General features: G+C 66.2%; 13 protein-coding genes. 8 read left to right on the top strand and 5 right to left on the bottom strand.

All coding sequences use genetic code 11. From position 1 onward, the window contains the following. Genes CAG18_RS03640 through CAG18_RS03630 form a run of 3 tightly spaced genes read left to right on the top strand, consistent with a single transcriptional unit; the run spans position 1 to position 3,686 of the window. Positions 1 to 1,734 (top strand): ABC transporter ATP-binding protein, encoded by a 1,734-nt coding sequence (locus CAG18_RS03640; protein WP_085665547.1) that lies wholly within the window; start codon positions 1 to 3, stop codon positions 1,732 to 1,734. Beyond that, entirely contained in the window at positions 1,724 to 2,401 is a 678-nt protein-coding gene (locus CAG18_RS03635; protein ID WP_054572746.1) for a hypothetical protein, read from the top strand. Before CAG18_RS03640 ends, CAG18_RS03635 begins: the two co-directional genes overlap by 11 nt. Continuing rightward, complete coding sequence (locus CAG18_RS03630; RefSeq protein ID WP_085720385.1) at positions 2,394 to 3,686, top strand: NAD(P)/FAD-dependent oxidoreductase; 1,293 nt, start codon at positions 2,394 to 2,396, stop codon at positions 3,684 to 3,686. The genes CAG18_RS03635 and CAG18_RS03630 overlap by 8 nt, the downstream gene beginning before the upstream one ends. A gap of 139 nt (positions 3,687 to 3,825) precedes the next feature. On the opposite strand, the gene CAG18_RS03625 is transcribed toward CAG18_RS03630, so the two are convergent. Continuing rightward, positions 3,826 to 5,139: a hypothetical protein gene (locus CAG18_RS03625; protein WP_085720384.1), complete on the bottom strand. Its 1,314-nt coding sequence runs from the start codon at positions 5,137 to 5,139 to the stop codon at positions 3,826 to 3,828. A 137-nt stretch (positions 5,140 to 5,276) separates the two neighbouring features. After that, the gene (locus CAG18_RS03620; RefSeq protein ID WP_085720383.1) at positions 5,277 to 6,770 is read right to left on the bottom strand and encodes an aldehyde dehydrogenase; all 1,494 of its coding nucleotides are present in this window, start codon (positions 6,768 to 6,770) and stop codon (positions 5,277 to 5,279) included. Between the two features lie 494 nt (positions 6,771 to 7,264). Here CAG18_RS03620 and peaA point away from each other — a divergent pair, with 494 nt between their 5' ends. From peaA to CAG18_RS03595, 5 genes are all read left to right on the top strand, one after another. Continuing rightward, positions 7,265 to 8,830 carry a quinohemoprotein amine dehydrogenase subunit alpha gene (peaA, locus tag CAG18_RS03615; protein ID WP_043936178.1) on the top strand — a complete coding sequence of 522 codons (1,566 nt, stop codon included), beginning with the start codon at positions 7,265 to 7,267 and terminating at the stop codon, positions 8,828 to 8,830. A gap of 49 nt (positions 8,831 to 8,879) precedes the next feature. Beyond that, positions 8,880 to 10,310: a quinohemoprotein amine dehydrogenase maturation protein gene (peaB, locus tag CAG18_RS03610; protein WP_015270568.1), complete on the top strand. Its 1,431-nt coding sequence runs from the start codon at positions 8,880 to 8,882 to the stop codon at positions 10,308 to 10,310. A gap of 1 nt (position 10,311) precedes the next feature. Then, positions 10,312 to 10,635, top strand: a complete 324-nt coding sequence (gene qhpC / locus CAG18_RS03605) for a quinohemoprotein amine dehydrogenase subunit gamma (RefSeq protein ID WP_085720382.1) — start codon at positions 10,312 to 10,314, stop codon at positions 10,633 to 10,635. A 32-nt stretch (positions 10,636 to 10,667) separates the two neighbouring features. Further along, positions 10,668 to 11,789: a quinohemoprotein amine dehydrogenase subunit beta gene (gene peaD / locus CAG18_RS03600; RefSeq protein ID WP_085720381.1), complete on the top strand. Its 1,122-nt coding sequence runs from the start codon at positions 10,668 to 10,670 to the stop codon at positions 11,787 to 11,789. Between the two features lie 131 nt (positions 11,790 to 11,920). After that, the gene (locus CAG18_RS03595; RefSeq protein ID WP_085720380.1) at positions 11,921 to 13,594 is read left to right on the top strand and encodes a fatty acid CoA ligase family protein; all 1,674 of its coding nucleotides are present in this window, start codon (positions 11,921 to 11,923) and stop codon (positions 13,592 to 13,594) included. Between the two features lie 183 nt (positions 13,595 to 13,777). Here the strand turns inward: CAG18_RS03595 and mobA are convergent, their stop codons facing one another. The 3 genes from mobA to CAG18_RS03580 form a co-directional block, all read right to left on the bottom strand. After that, a complete protein-coding gene (gene mobA / locus CAG18_RS03590; RefSeq protein WP_085720379.1) occupies positions 13,778 to 14,353 on the bottom strand; it encodes a molybdenum cofactor guanylyltransferase MobA in 576 nt (191 codons plus the stop codon). Positions 14,354 to 14,414: 61 nt separating this feature from the next. Continuing rightward, positions 14,415 to 17,543, bottom strand: a complete 3,129-nt coding sequence (locus CAG18_RS03585; protein ID WP_085720377.1) for an efflux RND transporter permease subunit — start codon at positions 17,541 to 17,543, stop codon at positions 14,415 to 14,417. Between the two features lie 11 nt (positions 17,544 to 17,554). Next, the gene (locus CAG18_RS03580) at positions 17,555 to 18,730 is read right to left on the bottom strand and encodes an efflux RND transporter periplasmic adaptor subunit (protein ID WP_085720375.1); all 1,176 of its coding nucleotides are present in this window, start codon (positions 18,728 to 18,730) and stop codon (positions 17,555 to 17,557) included. Positions 18,731 to 18,961: the final 231 nt, after the last annotated feature.

The raw sequence follows: 18,961 nt of genomic DNA, 5'->3' as shown, positions 1-18,961 counted from the left end.
GTGGGCGGCCTGTTCGCCCGGCTGGTGGAATCCAGCGACCCTGTGCTCATGCGCCAGGCGTTGGCCTGGCTGTATGGTTTCGTGCGCCCCCATCGACGCGCCATCGGCCTGTTGCTCGGCTTGTCGCTGGGCGCCTCGTTGCTGGCGCTGGCGCAACCCTGGCTGGTCAAGACGCTGATCGACGAGGGGCTGCTGGCCAAGGACTACCAGACCCTCTGGCACATGGCCGCGATCATGATCGGCGCGGGCCTGCTGGGTACCGTGCTGGCCGGGGTCAACCGCTACCTGCACACGCGCTTGTCGGGGCGCATCCTGTTCGCCCTGCGCGACGACCTTTACCGCCACCTGCAGCAGCTGTCGCCGACGTTCTACGGGCGGCGGCGCATCGGCGACATCCTTTCGCGGCTGGATGGCGATGTGGCGGAAATCCAGCGCTTTGCCGTGGACTCGCTGTTTTCGGCGGTGTCGGCGGTGATCGGCCTGGTGGGCGCGGTGGTGTTGATGCTGATGCTGTCGTGGCAACTGTCTTTGCTGCTGGCGCTGCTGGTACCGATAGAAGTGCTGTGGCTGCGCTGGATGCGGCGCAAGGTGGAGCGCGAAGTACGCAACCTGCGCGAACGCTCGGCAGATGTGTCGTCGTTCCTGGTCGAAACCCTGCCGGCAATGAAGTTCATCCAGGCCGCCGGCCAGCAAGGCCGCGAGGCGGGGCGCCTGGACCAACTGGGGCAGGGCTACATGCGCCAGCTGCTCAAGGTGCAGGTGACCGAATTCTTCACCCAGGCAATCCCTGGCACGCTGACCTCCTGGTGTCGCGCCTGCGCGTTCCTGGTCGGCGGCTGGTGGGTGATCCAGGGTACTTGGCAGTTGGGGGCGCTGATCGCCTTTTCCACCTACATGGGCATGGCGGTAGGGCCGGTGCAGAGCCTGCTGGGCCTGTACGTGGCGGTGCAGCGCATGGCGGTGAGCCTGGGGCGGGTGATGGAGCTGAAGCAGGAGGCCGTGGCCGTGCGCCCGGCAGCCAACCCGCAGCCGGTGCCCGACGGGCCGGGCGAATTGCGCCTCGAGGGGGTGAGTTTTGCCCATGAAGGGCGCCAGGGCGCGGTGCTGAACGACGTGCAGGTGTGCGTGCCGGGTGGCCTGAAGGTGGCCATCAGCGGTGCCTCGGGGGTGGGCAAGTCGACCCTGATCGACCTGCTGCAGCGATTCTACGACCCGGACGCCGGGCGCATCCTGCTGGACGGCACCGACCTGCGCGAACTGGACCTGGCTGCGCTGCGCCGGCGCATTGCGGTGGTCAGCCAGGATATCGTGCTGTTCCGCGGCACCCTGGCACAGAACCTGGCCTATGGCGTGCCCGAGGCCAGCCGTGAGGAGCTGGAGCGGGTGGTGCGCCTGGCGCGGCTGGACAGCCTGGTCGACAGCCTGCCGCTGGGCCTGGACGGCCTGCTGGGTGAGCGTGGCCAGCAGTTGTCCGGCGGGCAGAAACAGCGCATAGCCATCGCCCGCGCGGTGCTGCAGGCGCCGGCGATCCTGGTGCTGGACGAGGCCACCTCGGCGGTGGACGAAGCCACCGAGCGCGAAGTGATCGCGGCCATCGACCAGTTGTTCGCCGGCCGCACGCGCATCCTGATCAGTCACCGTGCTTCGACCCTGGCCGATGCCGACCTGCACCTGCAGTTGCACGCTGGCCAGTTGCAGGTGCTGCCCGAGGAGGTGATCAAGCATGGGCACTGACGTGCGTGTTGGCGTGATCGACAGTGGTTGCACGCCGGAGCAGGCCAGCGCCTTGCTGGGCGCGCGCCGCTTCTGGCTGGAGGATGGCCAGTTGCGCGAAGGTGACATGCTGCCCGACCAGCTTGGGCACGGTAGCGCGGTGCTCGCCGGCTTGCAGCGGGAGGCCGGGCCGGTGCCCGTGCTGCTGGCCCAGGTTTTCGGCGCCCAGGCCAGCACCAGTGCCTTGCAGGTGGCGGCCGCGCTGCTGTGGCTGGTGGAGGCGGGGGTTACGCTGGTCAACCTCAGCCTTGGCCTGCAGCAGGACCGGCCTGTGCTGCACCAGGCCTGCGCCGAGGCTTTGGCCGCGGGTGTGCTGTTGTGCGCCTCCAGCCCGGCGCAGGGCGGGCCGGTGTATCCAGCCAGCTACTCCGGGGTGATCCGGGTTACCGGCGATGCCCGCTGTGCGCCTGGCCAGTGGTCCTGGCTGGGTACCCGGCAGGCGGACTTTGGCGGTTATGTGGGGGCGGGCGGCAGGGCGGGCGCGAGCCTGGGCTGTGCGGCCCTGAGTGGCAGGATCGCTGCGTTGCTGTGTGACGAGCCGGGCATGGGCCAGCAGCAGGTTCATGACTGGTTGCGCCACCACGCGGCGTTTACCGGCCCCGAGCGACGAGGTGTCGGCCATGGCTGAACCGCGCATTGTGGTGTTGGGGGCAGGCCCTGCGGGTGCGGCCACGGCCATTGGCCTGCGGCGGCTGGGTTATGCGGTGACGGTGGTGTCCGAGTGGCGCCGGTTCGCGGCGGTCGAAGGGGTTTCGCAGCGGGTGCTGGACGGGCTGCGCCATGCCGGCCTTGGTGGGGCGTTGCGCCAGGCGGCGATGCCGGCGACTCGGCAAGTGCACTGGAACGGCCAGCAGCTGCACCTGAACCAGGAGTTTCTGCTCGATCGGCAAATGTTCGACCGGGCGCTGCGCGACGACCTTCAGTGCGCGGGTGTGAGCGTGGTCGAGGGACGGGTGCGTGAGGTCGTACGCGAAGGCGGCCACGATATTCGCCTGGACGACGGGCAGGTACTGCAGGCTGATTTCCTGGTCGAAGCTCGAGGCCGCCAGGCCCCATTGGCCGCCGACCGCCTGCGCGGGCCGGAGACGGTCAGCTTGCTGAATGTCTGGCAGGCCGCCCCCGGGGCGCCAGCGTCGGCGGTGGAGAGCCTGGCGGATGGCTGGGCGTGGATGGCGCGCCTGGAAGACGGCCGCTGCTACTGGCAAGTCACCCTGGACGCCGCCGGGCTGCCGGGCAAGGCCGGATTGGCGGATTACTGTGCGGCGCGGCGAGCCGGCAGCGTGCTGGTGGCCGAGCTGTTCGATGCCAGGGCCTTGGCGCCGGCAGAGGTGCATGCGCGCAGCAGTACCGCGATTCTGGCCGGTGAGTGCGTCGGGCAGGACTGGATACGCGTGGGCGATGCCGCGATGGCCGTTGACCCGCTATCGGGTAACGGGATCTTCCAGTCGCTGTCTTCGGCGCTGCAGGCGCCGGTGGTGATCAATACCTTGCTGCGCAGGCCCGAGCGGGCCGGGTTGGCGCGGCAGTTTCACCAGCAGCGGATCGAACAGCTGTTTTTGCGTTTTGCCCGGATCGGGCGGGATTTCTATGGGCAAGAACAGGGGCGGGTGGGGCAGCCGTTCTGGGCGCGGCGGCAGGGTTGGCCGGACATGCAGGCATTGCACGTGGCGGCGGACTGGAGCGCGGTGAGGGTCGAGCGGCGGCCGGTGTTGCGTGACGGGCTGGTGGATGAGGCCGAGGTGGTGGTGACGGCGGATCAGCCGTTGGGGGTGTGGCATTTGCAGGGGATGGAGTTGGCGCCGGTGGTGCGCGGGCTGCGTAGCGGCCGACCTATCGAGGCAGTGTTGTCAGGCCTGCCAGGGGGGCAGCAGATGATGGTGCGGCGGTGGTTGTTGGAGCAGGGCTTGGTTTGAGATTGCCGGGGCCGCTTTGCGGCCCTTTCGCGACACGAGGCCGCTCCTACAGGTTCGGTGATGCCCATGATGCTTGCGCTGTACCTGTAGGAGCGGCCTTGTGTCGCGATGGGCTGCGCAGCAGCCCCAGGATTTCGAATCAGAAGAAAGTCCCGACGATCAGCTGCATATAGGTCCCGGTATCCCGCCCACCCAGCTGCGTCCCGCCATTGGCCGCGCTGCGTTCCGGCTTGTAGAACCCTACCAGCGGGCTGATCAGCAGATGGTCGTTGACCATCCATTCCACGTACAGGTCCAGCTCCCGTCCGCCCAGGTTGCCTTGGTCGGTGTCCAGCGTATCGAAGTCGAAGTACAGCGCGCCGACGGTCAGGTTGTCCCGTGGCTTGCCTTTCAGCGCCACGTGGTGCACCTGGCTGTTGCTGTTGAACGGCCCGGCATAATTGGCTGCCACCTCACCCTGGAACCAGGTGCCATAGCCACGGCTCAGGCCATAGAACAGCGGGTCGAAGTCTTCGGAAAAGCGGCTGTAGCGGTAGGTGGCGGTGGGGGACCAGGGCAGTTCGGAGAAGGTCCAGTTGCCTTCCAGGTACCAGGCGTTCTCCCGCTCGCCGGTTTTGTCCTGGGTCACGTACTCGGCGGCCAGCTCCAGGTCTTTCACCCCCAGGTTGCCACGCCCGCGCAGGCTGGCGGTGTCCATGCCGTCGCGGTGTTCCAGGCCCATGATCTGCGCGTAGCGCTGGTCCACGTCGAGGCCGCGGATCCAGCTCAGGCCGACGGTGCCGGCGTCGGCGACGTGCTCCAGGTTGGCCACCGCCAGCGAGGTGTCGGCCTGGTAGTGGTTGTCGGACTTCAGCCACATCAGGTCGCTGCGCCAGCCTTGCTTGCCGCCAAGGCGCAGCACGGCGGTGCGGTCGAAGGCCTTGCGTGCGGCCAGGTAGTAGGCGCCGCCGCGGTCGAAGTTGGCGCCCAGGTCGACCTTGCCCAGGTTCACCGGGTCGCCCTGGATCAGGAAGCCGTCGCCCAGGGTCACCACCTGGCGGCCGCCGGAAATGTCCACGCCGTCTTCGCCCAGGGCCGGGAACAGGTTGGCCGAGCGCCAGCCCAGGTACAGGTCTTCGATGGCGGTGCGGCGCTCGTCCCCCAGGGTCAGGCCGGCGGCATCGCCGTCGCCCCAGGTGGCGGAGCTGAGCAGGTTGAAGGCGCCGTAGAGCGCGCCGCTGTCGGCCAGGGCCTGGCTGCCGCTGAGGCCATATTTGACGTAGCCTTCCTGCCAGGCGGTACTACCAGGCTTGCGGTTGCCGGCGAGGTTGAAGCTTTCGTCGCTGTGGAAAGTGCCGAACAGGGCTTCGAGGTCGCCGTTGAGGGTGGTGCCGTCGTGGTTGTACAGCTCGTAGGCCTGGGTGACCGGGGCGGCGAACAGCAGGGCCAATGTGCAGGCGAGTTTGTGCCTCATGGTGTGCTCCATGTTTTTGTTGTTGTTCTCGGGTTGCCTGTGCCGGCGTCTTCGCAGCACAAGGCTGCTCCTACAAGGACCGCGCTACCTTTGTAGGAGCAGCCTTGTGCTGCGAAGAGGCCGGTACAGGAAAATGATCAGAGCTTGATCAACACCGACTTCAGCTCGGTGTAGTGGTCGATGGCAGCCGCCCCCATCTCACGACCGACGCCGGACATCTTGTAGCCGCCAAACGGCAAGGCAGGGTCGAGGGCGCTGTGGCAGTTGACCCACACCGACCCCGACTTGATGCGCGGGATCATCCGGTGCACGGCGGCCAGGTCGTTGGACCAGATGCTCGCACCCAGGCCATAGGGGTTGTCGTTGGCCATGCCGATCACTTCGTCGATGTCATCGAACGGCAGCGCCACCAGCACCGGCCCGAAGATCTCTTCCTGTACCAGGCGGTGGCGCTGGTCGACATCGACGATCACCGTCGGCTTGACGAAGTAGCCAGGCCCGAAGCCTTCGCCACCACAGGCGATGGTCGCGCCCAGCTCGCGGCCAAGCTCGATGTAGCCGGTGACGCGGTCCTGCTGCTTGGCCGAGATCAGCGGGCCCATCTGCACCGCAGGGTCCAGGCCGCTGCCCAGCTTCATGCCGTTGGCGATGCCGGCGATGTCGGCCACCACGTTGTCGAAGTGCTTGCGGTGCACGTACAGGCGGGACCCGGCGCAGCACACCTGGCCCTGGTTGAAGAAGATCGCCGTGGCGGCGCCGGCGGCGGCTTCCTGCAGGTTGGCGTCGGGCATGACGATGGTCGGCGACTTGCCGCCGAGTTCCAGGGTGACGCGGGTCATGCTGTCCATGGCTGCCTTGCCGATCAGCTTGCCGACCTCGGTGGAGCCAGTGAAGGTCAGCTTGTCCACGCCGGGGTGGCGGCTGAGTGCGGCGCCGGCGTTCAGGCCGGTGCCGGTGACCACGTTGAACACGCCCGCCGGGTAGCCGGCTTCGTCCACCAGTTCAGCCAGCTTGAGCACGCTCAGCGGTGTTTCGTCCGCGGGCTTGAGCACGACGGTGCAACCGGTAGCCAGGGCCGGCCCGAGCTTCCAGCAGGCCAGCAGCAACGGGAAGTTCCAGGCGACGATGGCGCCGACCACGCCCACTGCCTCGCGCCGCACGAAACCATGGAACTGGTCGTTGGGCATCAACGGCATCGAGGCTTCGACGGTGCTACCCTCGATCTTGGTGGCCCAGCCGGCCATGTAGCGCAGGAAGTCGATGGCCAGTTGCACGTCCATCACCTGGGCAACGGCGGCGCTCTTGCCGTTGTTCAGGCATTCCAGTTCGGCCAGCTGGCGGGCGTCGCGCTCCATCAGGTCGGCCAGGCGCCACAGCAGGTTCTGCCGTTCGCGTGGGCGCAGGCGGCTCCACGGCGAATCGTCGAAGGCCTGGCGAGCGGCGCGCACGGCGCGGTCGACATCTTCGGCCTCGGCGGCGGGCACTTCACCCAGTACCTCGCCAGTGGCCGGGTTGCGGAACGACAGGGTGCGACCGCTGGCGGCGTCCTGCCAGTCGGCGCCGATGCGCATCTTCAGCTTGCGTTCGAGAAAGGCGCGGGTGGCGGGCAGGATGGGCAGTTCGGAAAGCATGGGACGGTGCCTCTTGTCATTGGATGTGACAGGCATAGGCGCAATGGGCGTGCCAAGGTCGGTAGATGGCTGCAAGCCGTTGAACGGGTTGGGTTTTGTCCTGGTGCAAGGTTGGGATTGCAGGGTTGCGCTGTTGCACATTGAGACGGTGTGAGACGGTGGTGAAACAGTGGCATCAAGGGCCAATCGCCGGCAAGCCAGCTCCCACAGGTTAACCACTGCCCTGAAGGCCTGTGCTGTACCTGTGGGAGCTGGCTTGCCGGCAATTGGCCTGCGCAGCAGGCCCCTGTCTCAGGATGAAACACCCTGTCGCGAAATGGCACGCTGCAATTGGTCATGCCTGCTGCTGGCCAAGGCCGAAAAACCGGCTAACAGGTTGAAAGAAAACGCTTTTACAGCACCTGGCACAGTTCCTGTATCGCAACCGTCACATGCACACCTGCTGTACCAAAGCGTGCGAAAACGATAAGAACAACAACCGTGGAGGTCTGACCTTGAAGACGACTCGACTCCGGCGGCATGCGGGCAAACTGGCGCTGGTCGCCGCCGCGCTGCTGAGCACCCAGGCCATGGCGGCCGAGCAGGGCCCGAGCCTGTTGCAGAACAAGTGCATGGGGTGCCATATCCCCGAAGGCAACGACACCTACAGCCGCATCAGCCACCAGCGCAAGACGCCGGAAGGCTGGCTGATGAGCATCGCCCGCATGCAGGTGATGCACGGCCTGCAGATCAGCGACGACGACCGCCGCACCCTGGTCAAGTACCTGGCCGACAAGCAGGGCCTGGCGCCCAGCGAAACCGATGGCGTGCGGTATGCCATGGAGCGCCGGCTGAACACCGTCGAGCAGTTCGACACCCAGCTCAGCGAAACCTGTGGCCGTTGCCACTCCGGTGCCCGTGTCGCCTTGCAGCGGCGCCCGGCCAAGGAGTGGGAGCACCTGGTCAACTTCCATCTCGGCCAGTGGCCGTCCCTCGAATACCAGGCCCAGGCGCGTGACCGCGACTGGCTGCCGATCGCCCTGCAACAAGTGGTGCCGGACCTGGCCAAGCGCTACCCGCTGGAAAGCGCGGCGTGGGCCGAATGGCAGAAAGCCAGGCCCAAGGCCGATGCGCTGCCGGGCCAGTGGGCATTCAGCGGCCACATGCTGGCCAAGGGCGATGTGCGCGGGGTGATGAGCGTCACGCCTGACCAGGGTGACACCTTCAAGGTCGAGGTCAAGGGCGCTTATGCCGACGGCACGCCGTTCAATGGCAGCGGTTCGGCGATCCTCTACAACGGCTATGAATGGCGTGGCAACGTCAAGGTCGGCGACGCCAACCTTCGCCAGGTGTTCGCCGCGCTGGATGGCGAAATGAAGGGCCGCATGTTCGAGGCCGAGCACGACGAGCGTGGCCTGGACTTCACCGCAGTGAAGGAGGGCAAGGCGCGCCTGCTGGCGGTACAACCGGCATTCATCAAGGCCGGTGGCGAAAGCGAGATCACCCTGGTCGGCAGCGGCCTGGCCGGCAAACCGGACCTGGGCGCTGGCGTGGAAGTGACCGAGGTACTGGAGCAGACCCCAACCCTGGTACGGGTGAAGGCCCGCGCCGCGGCCGATGCCAGGCCTGGCCAGCGCGAAGTCGCCGTAGGGGCGCTCAAGGGCGTCAACCTGGCGGTGTACGACAAGGTCGAGGAAGTGAAAGTGGTGCCGGCGTTCTCCATCGCCCGCATCGGTGAAAACGGCGCCTCGGTGCCCAAGGTGCAGGGCCGCTTCGAGGCCGAAGCCTGGGGCAAGGACGCCAATGGCCAGCCGCTGCGCATCGGCTACTTGCCGGCCAGCTGGAAGGTCGAGCCGTTCAACGAGCGTGCGATCGAGGACGAGGACGTGAAGTTCGCCGGGAAGATGCAGGCCGATGGCGTGTTCGTGCCAGGCGGCGCTGGCCCCAACCCGGAGCGCAAGATGATGACCAACAACGCCGGCAACCTGAAGGTCATCGCCACCCTGGCCGACGGTGGCCAGACTGGCGAGGGGCACATGATCGTCACCGTACAGCGCTGGAACAACCCGCCGCTGCCGTAACGGCAGGGGGCTTACGGTTTTCCAACGGATCGATTATCGGGAGGTCGCCATGGGCGCGCTACTGAACCTGGTCGAACGCAACCTGCATGAAGTGCAGGTCGACGCCGACCGCATGCTGTTCCATATCCCCAGCAGTTCGCTGTTCACCGCCGACGCGGTGACCGGCGGCATCATCGACACCCTGCGCCAGCAAGGCTGCTCGGCCGAGGAGCTGATGCAGCGCCTTGGCCAGCGGTTTGCCGGCAGCGATATCCAGGACACCCTGCGCGAGCTGATCGCGCTGGAACTGGTCAGCGACGGCTCGCCGCTGACCCCGGAAATCGCCCTCAAGCAGGTCGAGCGCACGGCGCTGAACACCGTGGTGCTCAACGTCAACACCGGCTGCAACCTCAGCTGCACCTACTGCTACAAGGAAGACCTGGACAAACCGTCCGCGGGCAAGAAGATGAGTACTGCCACCGCCGAGGCTTCGGTGGAGATGCTGCTCAAGGAGTCGCCCGACGAGCAGCGCTACAGCGTGGTGTTCTTCGGTGGCGAGCCGCTGTCCAACCGGCCACTGATCGAGCACATGGTCGCCTACTGCGAGCGGCGCTTCGCCGAGGCGGGCAAGCAGGTGGAGTTCATAATGACCACCAATGCCACCTTGCTCAACGAAGAGATCGTCGACTGGCTCAATGCCCACCGCTTCGGCCTGTCGATCAGCATCGACGGCCCCAAGACCGTGCACGACCGCAACCGCATCACCGTGGGCGGGCAGGGCACCTATGACGTGGTGCGGCGCAAGGTCGACATGCTGCTGTCGCGCTACCACAGCCGCCCGGTGGGCGCGCGGGTCACGCTGACCCGTGGCATCACCGACGTCGAGACCATCTGGAACCACCTGTTCAACGAACTGGGCTTCGCTGAAGTCGGCTTTGCCCCGGTCACCTCTGGCGACATGGCCAACTTCAACCTCACCGGCGAAGAGCTGGTGCAGGTGTTCGCCAACATGAAGGCGCTGGGCCGGCGTTACCTGGAGGCTGCGCTGGAGCACCGCAACATCGGCTTCTCCAACCTGCACCAGCTGATCACCGACATCCACGAAGGCCACAAGAAGGCCCTGCCGTGCGGCGCCGGGCTGAAGATGCTGGCCGTGGACCATGAGGGCGAGTTGAACCTGTGCCACCGCTTCACCGGCTCCAGCCTGCCGACCTTCGGCAATGTGCACCAGGGCGTGAAGCAGGCGCAGCTCAACGACTTCCTGTCGCAGCGCCTGGACCGCAGCAACACCGGCTGCGACAGCTGCCGCATCCGCAACCTGTGCTCCGGCGGCTGCTACCACGAAAGCTATGCCCGCTATGGCGACCCGCAGCACCCGACCTACCACTATTGCGAACTGATGCGCGACTGGGTCGACTTCGGCATCGAAGTCTACAGCCGCATCATGGCCGCCAACCCGGCCTTCATCGATCGCTACATCACCCCGCGGAAGGCGCACTGACATGAAGCACTTGAAGCCCCTGAACAACAAGGCGCGCATCCTCGAGCAGACCGCCGCCGAAGACCGCGTCGAAGAAGTCATGGCCATGAGCGCAGTGGCGGGCTGCACCGCCACCACCGACCCGGGCTGGGAAGTGGACGCCTTTGGTGGCGTGAGCTCGCTGTGCCAGCCGATGGAGGCCGACCTGTATGGCTGCTCCGACCCTTGCTGGTGGCCGGCCCAGGTGCCGGACATGATGAGCACCTACCAGGACTGGAACGCCCAGGCGAGCAACTCGGCGGAAGACTGGCGCAACCTCGGCACCGTGTTCCCGAAAGACAAGTGACCGGCCCAACAAGAATGACAAGGGGAAACCGCATGAAAGCTGGACGCTGCGCGTCACTCGCGCTCACCATCGCCGCCACGGCCTGTGCCGGGCTGGTACAGGCCGCCGACACCGGGCCGGCGCTGAAGGCTGGCCACGAATACATGATCGTGACCAATTACCCGAACAACCTGCACGTGGTCGATGTGGCCAGTGACACGGTGTACAAGAGCTGCGTGATGCCCGACAAGTTCGGCCCCGGCACCGCGATGATGGCGCCGGACAACCGCACCGCCTACGTGCTCAACAACCACTACGGCGACATCTACGGCATCGACCTGGACACCTGCAAGAACACCTTCCTCGCCAACCTGTCCAGTGTGCCGGGTGAGGTGGGCCGGTCGATGTACTCGTTCGCCATCAGCCCGGACGGCAAGGAAGTGTACGCCACGGTCAACCCGACCCAGCGCTTGAACGACCACTACGTGGTCAAGCCACCGCGGCTGGAGGTGTTCAGCACCGCCGATGGCCTGGAAGCCAAGCCGGTGCGCACCTTTCCGATGCCGCGCCAGGTGTACCTGATGCGAGCGGCGGACGATGGCAGCCTGTACGTCGCCGGGCCGGACATCTACAAGATGGACGTGAAGACCGGCAAGTACACGGTGGCCTTGCCGCTGCGCAACTGGAACCGCAAAGGCTACAGCGCCCCGGACGTGCTGTACTTCTGGCCGCACCAGAGCCCGCGCCACGAGTTTTCGATGCTGTACACCATTGCCAGGTTCAAGGATGACAAGCAGGACCCGGCCACCGCCGATCTGCTGTATGGCTACCTGAGCGTCGACCTGAAGACCGGCAAGACCCACACCCAGGAATTTGCCGACCTGACCGAGCTGTACTTCACCGGGCTGCGTTCGCCGAAAGACCCGAACCAGATCTACGGCGTGCTCAACCGCCTGGCCAAGTACGACCTCAAACAGCGCAAGCTGATCAAGGCGGCGAATCTGGACCACACTTACTACTGCGTGGCCTTCGACAAGAAAGGCGACAAGTTGTACCTGGGCGGCACCTTCAGCGACCTGGCGGTGTTCAACCCGGATACGCTGGAGAAAGTGAAGAACATCAAGTTGCCGGGTGGGGACATGTCCACCACCACGCCGCAGGTGTTCATCCGTTAGCTCCAGGGTGGCTTCACTGGCCTCTTCGCAGCACAAGGCTGCTCCTACAGGCTCCTGCACTCCAATGTAGGAGCAGCCTTGTGCTGCGAAGAGGCCCGCTCAATCAACACAAGAACAACAAGAGACCGCCCATGCCCCAGCCAAGCTACTCCCAGGGCAACCAGGACAAACCCCTGCTTACCCAGTGCATCGGCGACGCCTTCGACACCACCGTCGCCCGCTTCCCCGACCGTGACGCCCTGGTCGTCCGCCACCAGGCCCTGCGCTACACCTGGCAGCAGCTGGCCGACGCCGTCGACCAGCACGCCCGTGCGCTGATGGCCCTGGGCGTGCAGCCCGGTGACCGCCTCGGCATCTGGGCACCCAACTGCGCAGAGTGGTGTATCACCCAGTTCGCCAGCGCCAAGGTGGGCGCGATCCTGGTCAACATCAACCCGGCCTACCGCTCCAGCGAACTGGACTACGCCCTCGGCCAGTCCGGCTGCCGCTGGGTGATCTGCGCCGACGCGTTCAAGACATCCGACTATCACGCCATGTTGCTGGGCCTGGTTCCGGGCCTGGCCAGCAGCCAGCCGGGCGCCCTGATCTGCGAACGCTTCCCCGAACTGCGCGGTGTGGTCAGCCTGGCCGTCGCGCCACCGGCGGGCTTTCTCGCCTGGCACGACCTGCAGGCCCGTGCCGCGGCCGTCAGCCGCGAAGCCCTTGCCGAGCGCCAGGCACAGCTACGCTGCGACGACCCGATCAATATCCAGTACACCTCGGGCACCACCGGTTTCCCGAAAGGCGCCACCCTCAGCCACAGCAACATCCTCAACAACGGCTACATGGTCGGTGAAAGCCTGGGCCTGACCGAGCATGACCGGCTGGTGGTGCCGGTGCCGCTGTACCACTGCTTCGGCATGGTCATGGCCAACCTCGGCTGCATGACCCACGGCAGCACCCTGATCTACCCCAACGACGCCTTCGACCCGCTGGCCACCCTGCGTGCGGTGGCGGAAGAAAAGGCCACTGCCTTGTACGGTGTGCCGACCATGTTCATCGCCGAACTGGACCACCCCCAGCGCGGCGAGTTCGACCTGTCGAGCCTGCGCACCGGGATCATGGCCGGCGCCACCTGCCCGATCGAAGTGATGCGCCGGGTTATCGGCGAGATGCACATGGCCGAGGTGCAGATTGCCTACGGCATGACCGAAACCAGCCCGGTGTCGCTGCAGACCGGCGCCAGCGACGACCTGGAGCGCCGCGTGACCAGCGTCGGGCGCACCCAGCCAAGGCTGGAGAACAAGGTGATTGATGCCGATGGCAACACGCTGCCGCGGGGCGAGATCGGCGAATTGTGCACGCGGGGTTACAGCGTGATGCTGGGCTATTGGAACAACCCCAAGGCCACGGCCGAAAGCATCGATGAGGAAGGCTGGATGCACACCGGCGACCTGGCGGTGATGGACGAGCAGGGCTATGTGCGTATTGTCGGGCGCAGCAAGGACATGATCATTCGCGGCGGCGAGAACATCTACCCGCGCGAGCTGGAGGAGTTCTTCTTCACCCACCCGGCGGTGGCCGATGTGCAGGTGATTGGCGTGCCGTGCAGCAAGTACGGTGAAGAGATCGTGGCCTGGGTGCGGCTTCATCCGGGGCATACGGCCAGCGCGGAGGAACTGCGCGATTGGGCGAAGGCGCGGATAGCGCACTTCAAGGTGCCGCGGTACTTCCGCTTTGTCGATGAGTTCCCGATGACGGTGACCGGCAAGGTGCAGAAGTTCCGCATGCGCGAGATCAGTGTCGAGGAGCTGTTTGCCGGGTAAATCACCCATTGAAAAGGAAGTGGGCCCCTGTAGGAGCGGCCTTGTGTCGCGAAAGGGCTGCAGAGCAGCCCCGGCAATTTGTGCATCTGCGCCGAAATCCCGGGGCCGCTTTGCGGCCCTTTCGCGACACAAGGCCGCTCCTACAAGGACCGCGCAGGCCTGATGGTCAGGCAGCAGATGACCTCAGCCCTGCAGCAACTCCGGGCTGTTGAAGTTGCTCAACCTGCGATCATCGTCGGCACATTCCAGCCCCTGCACCGCTTCACGCAGCAAGGCCTTCTGCAAACTCCGCTCGCCCGCCGCCCAGGCCTGTTCCAGCACCGGCAACACCCGGCGTGGCAGCACGCTGAACATCGGCTGCCAGTACCCACCCTGGCGCACCATGGCCGCACTGTCACCCGCCACCGCCAGCCGCAGCAGGTCCTCGATCAACCCCCGGTCAACCAGCGGCGCATCACAGGCCAGCAGCACCACCCATTCATGCCGCGCCACCTTGAGCCCGGCAATCACCCCCGCCATCGGCCCGGGGTAGTCCGCCTCGGCATCGCCCACCAACTGGTCGGCATACGCCCGGTAGGCCTGCTGGTTACGGTTGCAGGAAATCACCAGGTCATCGCTGAGCGGCCGTACCACGCGCTGCACATGCGCCACCAGCGGTTCGCCCTGCCAGTCGACCAGGCCCTTGTCGCGGCCGCCCATGCGCTGGCCGCGGCCACCGGCGAGAATGAGGATGGAGCAGGGGGGCAGGGCATCAGGCATGAAAAAGGGTTCCGGGCAGTCAATGCCGGGAACCCTCCCATTTCACGCGGGGCTTGTCCAGTCAGCTGTCGCTGGTCACGGCCTGCGTGTCGGCATTACCCGCCTGGCGTCGCCCGGCAAGGCGCATCACCACCACGAAGAACACCGGCACGAACACCACGGCCAGGGTGGCGCTGAGCATGCCGCCGATCACCCCGGTACCGATCGCCTTCTGGCTGGCCGAGCTGGCGCCGCTGGCAATGGCCAGTGGCACCACGCCCAGGATGAACGCCAGCGAGGTCATCACGATCGGGCGCAGGCGCAGGCGCGCGGCCTGCACGGCGGCGTCGGCAGCATCCACGCCCTGGTCGACCAGGCTCTTGGCAAACTCGATGATCAGGATGGCGTTCTTCGCCGACAGGCCGATCAGCGTGATCAGGCCGACCTTGAAGAACACGTCGTTGGGCATGCCGCGCAGGGTCACCGCCAGCACCGCACCGAGCACGCCCAGCGGTACTACCAGCAGAACTGCGGTGGGGATCGACCAGCTTTCGTACAGCGCTGCCAGGCACAGGAACACCACCAGCAACGACAGCGCCATCAGCATCGGTGCCTGGCTGCCGGACAGCCGCTCCTGCAGCGACAGGCCAGTCCATTCCAGGCCGGCACCGGCCGGCAGCTGGGCCACCAGGCGCTCGATTTCGGCCATGGCTTCGCCCGAACTGTAGCCGGCTGCCGGTTCGCCGGAAATCGACACCGCCGGGTAGCCGTTGTAGCGGGTCAGCTGCACCGGGCCGCTGACCCACCTGGCCTGGACGAAGGCGCCCAGTGGCACCATCTTGCCGCTGTCGTTGCGCACGTGGATCTTCAGCAGGTCTTCGACCTGGCTGCGCTGGTTGCCTTCGGCCTGCACCACCACCCGCTGCATGCGGCCCTGGTTGGGGAAGTCGTTGACGTAGCTGGAACCCACGGCCACGTCCAGCACCGAACCGATATCGGCAAACGATACGCCCAGGGCGTTGGCCTGGCGGCGGTCGATTTCCAGTTGTACCTGCGGGCTTTCCGCCAGCGAGGCTTCGCGCACGTTGGTCAGCACCTTGCTTTTGCCGGCATTTGCCAGCAGCTCGTCGCGGGCGGCCATCAGCTCGGCGTGGCCCATGCCGCCGCGGTCCTGCAGGCGGAACTCGAAGCCGGTCGACTCGCCAAGGCCGTCGATTGGCGGTGGCAGCACGGAATAGGCCACGGCGTCCTTGAGCTGGGTAAAGGCCATGGTCGCGCGGTCGGCGATCGACTGGGCGCTGTCGTCGGCACCGCGCTCGGACCAGTCCTTGAGCGTGGTGAAGGCCAGTGCCGCGTTCTGCCCGCTGCCCGAGAAGCTGAAACCCAGGATCAAGGTGGTGTTACCCACGCCGGGCTCTTCGGCGTTGTGCGCCTCGATCTGTGCCGCCACCTGTTCGGTGCGCATGCGGCTGGCGCCTGGCGGCAGCTGGATATCGGTGATGGTGTAGCCCTGGTCTTCGGTGGGCAGGAACGCCGTGGGCAGCTGGCTGAAGCCATAACCCAGCACCGCCAGCAGCAACGCGTATACCAGCAGGTAGCGGCCGCTGCGCTTGAGTGCCTGCACCACCCAGCGCTGGTAACCGTTGCTCATGCCCTCGAAGCGGCGGTTGAACCAGCCGAAGAAGCCCTTGCGTTCGTGGTGCTCGCCCTTGGCCACCGGCTTGAGCAGGGTGGCACACAGCGCCGGGGTCAGGCTGAGGGCGAGAAACGCCGAGAACAGGATCGACACTGCCATCGACAGCGAGAACTGCTGGTAGATCACCCCCACCGAGCCTTGCATGAAGGCCATGGGCAGGAACACTGCCACCAGCACCAGGGTAATGCCGACGATCGCGCCGCTGATCTGGCCCATGGCCTTGCGCGTGGCCTCCTTGGGCGGCAGGCCTTCTTCGGCCATGATCCGCTCGACGTTCTCCACCACCACGATGGCATCGTCGACCAGGATGCCGATGGCCAGCACCATGCCGAACAGGGTCAGCACGTTGACCGAGAAGCCCATGGCCAACATCACGGCGAAGGTGCCCATCAGGGCCACCGGCACCACCAGGGTCGGGATCAGGGTGTAGCGCAGGTTCTGCAGGAACAGGAACATCACCGCGAACACCAGCAGCATGGCTTCGAACAGGGTGTTGATGACCTGCTCGATCGACACCTTGACGAATGGCGAGGTGTCGTAGGGGATGTCGTACTTGACGCCTTTGGGGAAGTAGCGCGCCAGGTCCTGCATCTTCGCCCGCACCAGGGTGGCGGTTTCCATGGCGTTGGCGCCCGGCGACAGCTGCACGCTGAAGGCGGTGGCCGGCTTGCCGTTCAGGCGCGTGCCGTACTGGTACTCCTGGGCACCGATCTCGACCCGGGCGACATCGCCGATGGTCACCGTGGAACCGTCCGGGTTGGCACGCAGGACAATCCCGGCGAACTCCTCGGGGGTGCTCAGCTGGCCCTTGACCACCACGTTGGCGGTGATTTCCTGAGTGCCACGGGTGGGCAGGTCACCAATGCTGCCGGGGGCCACCTGGGCGTTCTGCGCGGCGATGGCCTCGGCCACGTCGTTGGGCGTGAGGTTGAAGCCGATCAGCTTGCGCGGGTCGATCCAGATGCGCATGGCGCGTTCCGAACCGTACAGCTGGGCCTTGCCGACGCCCTTGAGGCGACGGATTTCGTCCATCACGTTGCGCGCGAGGATATCCGACAGGGCGGTTTCGTCGAGCTTGCCATCTTCGGAGGTGAGGGTGGCCAGCAGCAGGAAACCGGTGGAGACCTTTTCCACCTGCAGGCCTTGCTGGGTTACCGGGCGCGGCAGGCGCGACTCGACCACCTTCAGGCGGTTCTGTACGTCGACCTGGGCCAGGTCCGGGTTGGTGCCCGGGGCGAAGGTGGCGGTGATGGTGGCGCTGCCCAGGCTGCTCTGCGACTCGAAGTACAGCAGGTTGTCGGCGCCGTTGAGCTCCTGCTCGATCAGGCTGACCACGCTCTCGTCCATGGTCGCCGCCGAAGCGCCCGGATACACGGCGTAGATTTCCACCTGCGGCGGGGCCACGTTGGGGTACTGGGCCACCGGCAGTTGCGGGATGGCCAGGGCACCTGCCAGCAGGATGAACAGGGCGACCACCCAGGCGAATACCGGGCGGTCGATGAAGAATTGCGGCATGAATCAGGCCCTCACTGGCCAGTGTGCTGTGCGATGGGCGATGCCCCTGATGCGTTGTCGACCTGCACCTGGTCACCGGCCTTGACGTGTTGCAGGCCCTCGACCACCACCCGCTCGCCGGGGGCCAGGCCTTCGCTGACGATCCAGCGGTCGCCCTGGGCGCTGCCCAGGACTACCTGGCGGTCGCTGACCCGGGCCTGCGGGTCGACCACCAGCACCTTGGGTACGCCAGCGCTGTCGCGCAGGATGGCGCGCTGCGGCACGCTCAGGCCCTTGGGCTGCACGGCCTGCTCCAGGCGCACGCGCACGTAGCTGCCGGGCAGCAGGTCGAGGTCCGGGTTGGGGAACTCGCTGCGCAGGGTGATCTGGTTGGTGCTGGGGTCGACGCTGATGTCGGAGAACAGCAGTTTGCCCGGCAACGGGTAGGTGCTGCCATCGTCCTGGATCAGCGTGGCCCGGGCCTGGCCGGCGCCCACCTGCTGCAGCTCGCCGGCACGCATGGCGCGGCGCAGGGCGTTGAGCTCGCGGGTCGACTGGGTGACATCGGCGTGGATCGGGTCCAGCTGCTGGATGGTCGCCAGGGGCGTGGTCTCGTTCTGCCCGACCAGCGCACCTTCGGTGACCTGGGCGCGCCCGATACGGCCGGAAATCGGAGCCGTCACGGTGGCGTAGCCGAGGTTCAGGCGGGCGCGTTCCAGGGCGGCCCTGGCCTCGGCCACTGCGGCATCGGCCTGCAGGTAGCTGGCCTTGGCGTTGTCGTATTCCTGGCGGCTGACGGCCTTGTCGTCGACCAGTTCGCGGTAGCGCTGTTCCTGCAGGCGTGCCTGGTACAGGGTGGCCTCGGCCTTGGCCAGGGTGGCGCGGGCGCTGTCGTGGTCGGCCTTGAACGGTGCCGGGTCGATCAGGAACAGCACATCGCCCTGCTTGACGTCGCTGCCTTCGCGATACACCCGCTTGAGCACAACGCCCGCGACACGTGCTCGCACTTCGGCGGTGCGCGGCGCGAGGATACGGCCGCTTAGCTCACTGCTGATGGCCAGTGGCTGCAGTTGCAGGGTTTCCACCCGCACTTGCGGGGTGGGGGCCTGTTCTTCCTGTTCGGCGCTGTCGTCGCAGCCGGCCAGGGACAGGCTCAGGAGCGCCAGAAGCGCCAACGGGCGCAAGCGTGGGGGGAGGGTAGTAGACATACGGATCTTCCGATGATGACCGCCGGTATGCTACGGCAGGCGTTCCTTGCGTGGCTGTTAATACCTGTAGGACGAGTGTGAAAAAGTGTGAAGAACAATCCTGTCTGCCTGTAGTGTTCTATATCCTGAGTATTCCTGTACCGGCCTCTTCGCGGGCTTGCCCGCTCCCACAGGGACTGCACAGCTTTCAAGTGCTGTTGGGTCCCTGTGGGAGCGGGCAAGCCCGCGAAG

The organism is Pseudomonas sp. B22(2017) (assembly GCF_002113105.1).
Taxonomy (GTDB): Bacteria; Pseudomonadota; Gammaproteobacteria; order Pseudomonadales; family Pseudomonadaceae; genus Aquipseudomonas; species Aquipseudomonas asiatica.
The sequence above is the reverse complement of the archived record's forward strand: the minus strand, read 5'-3'. Positions and strand labels throughout refer to the sequence as shown.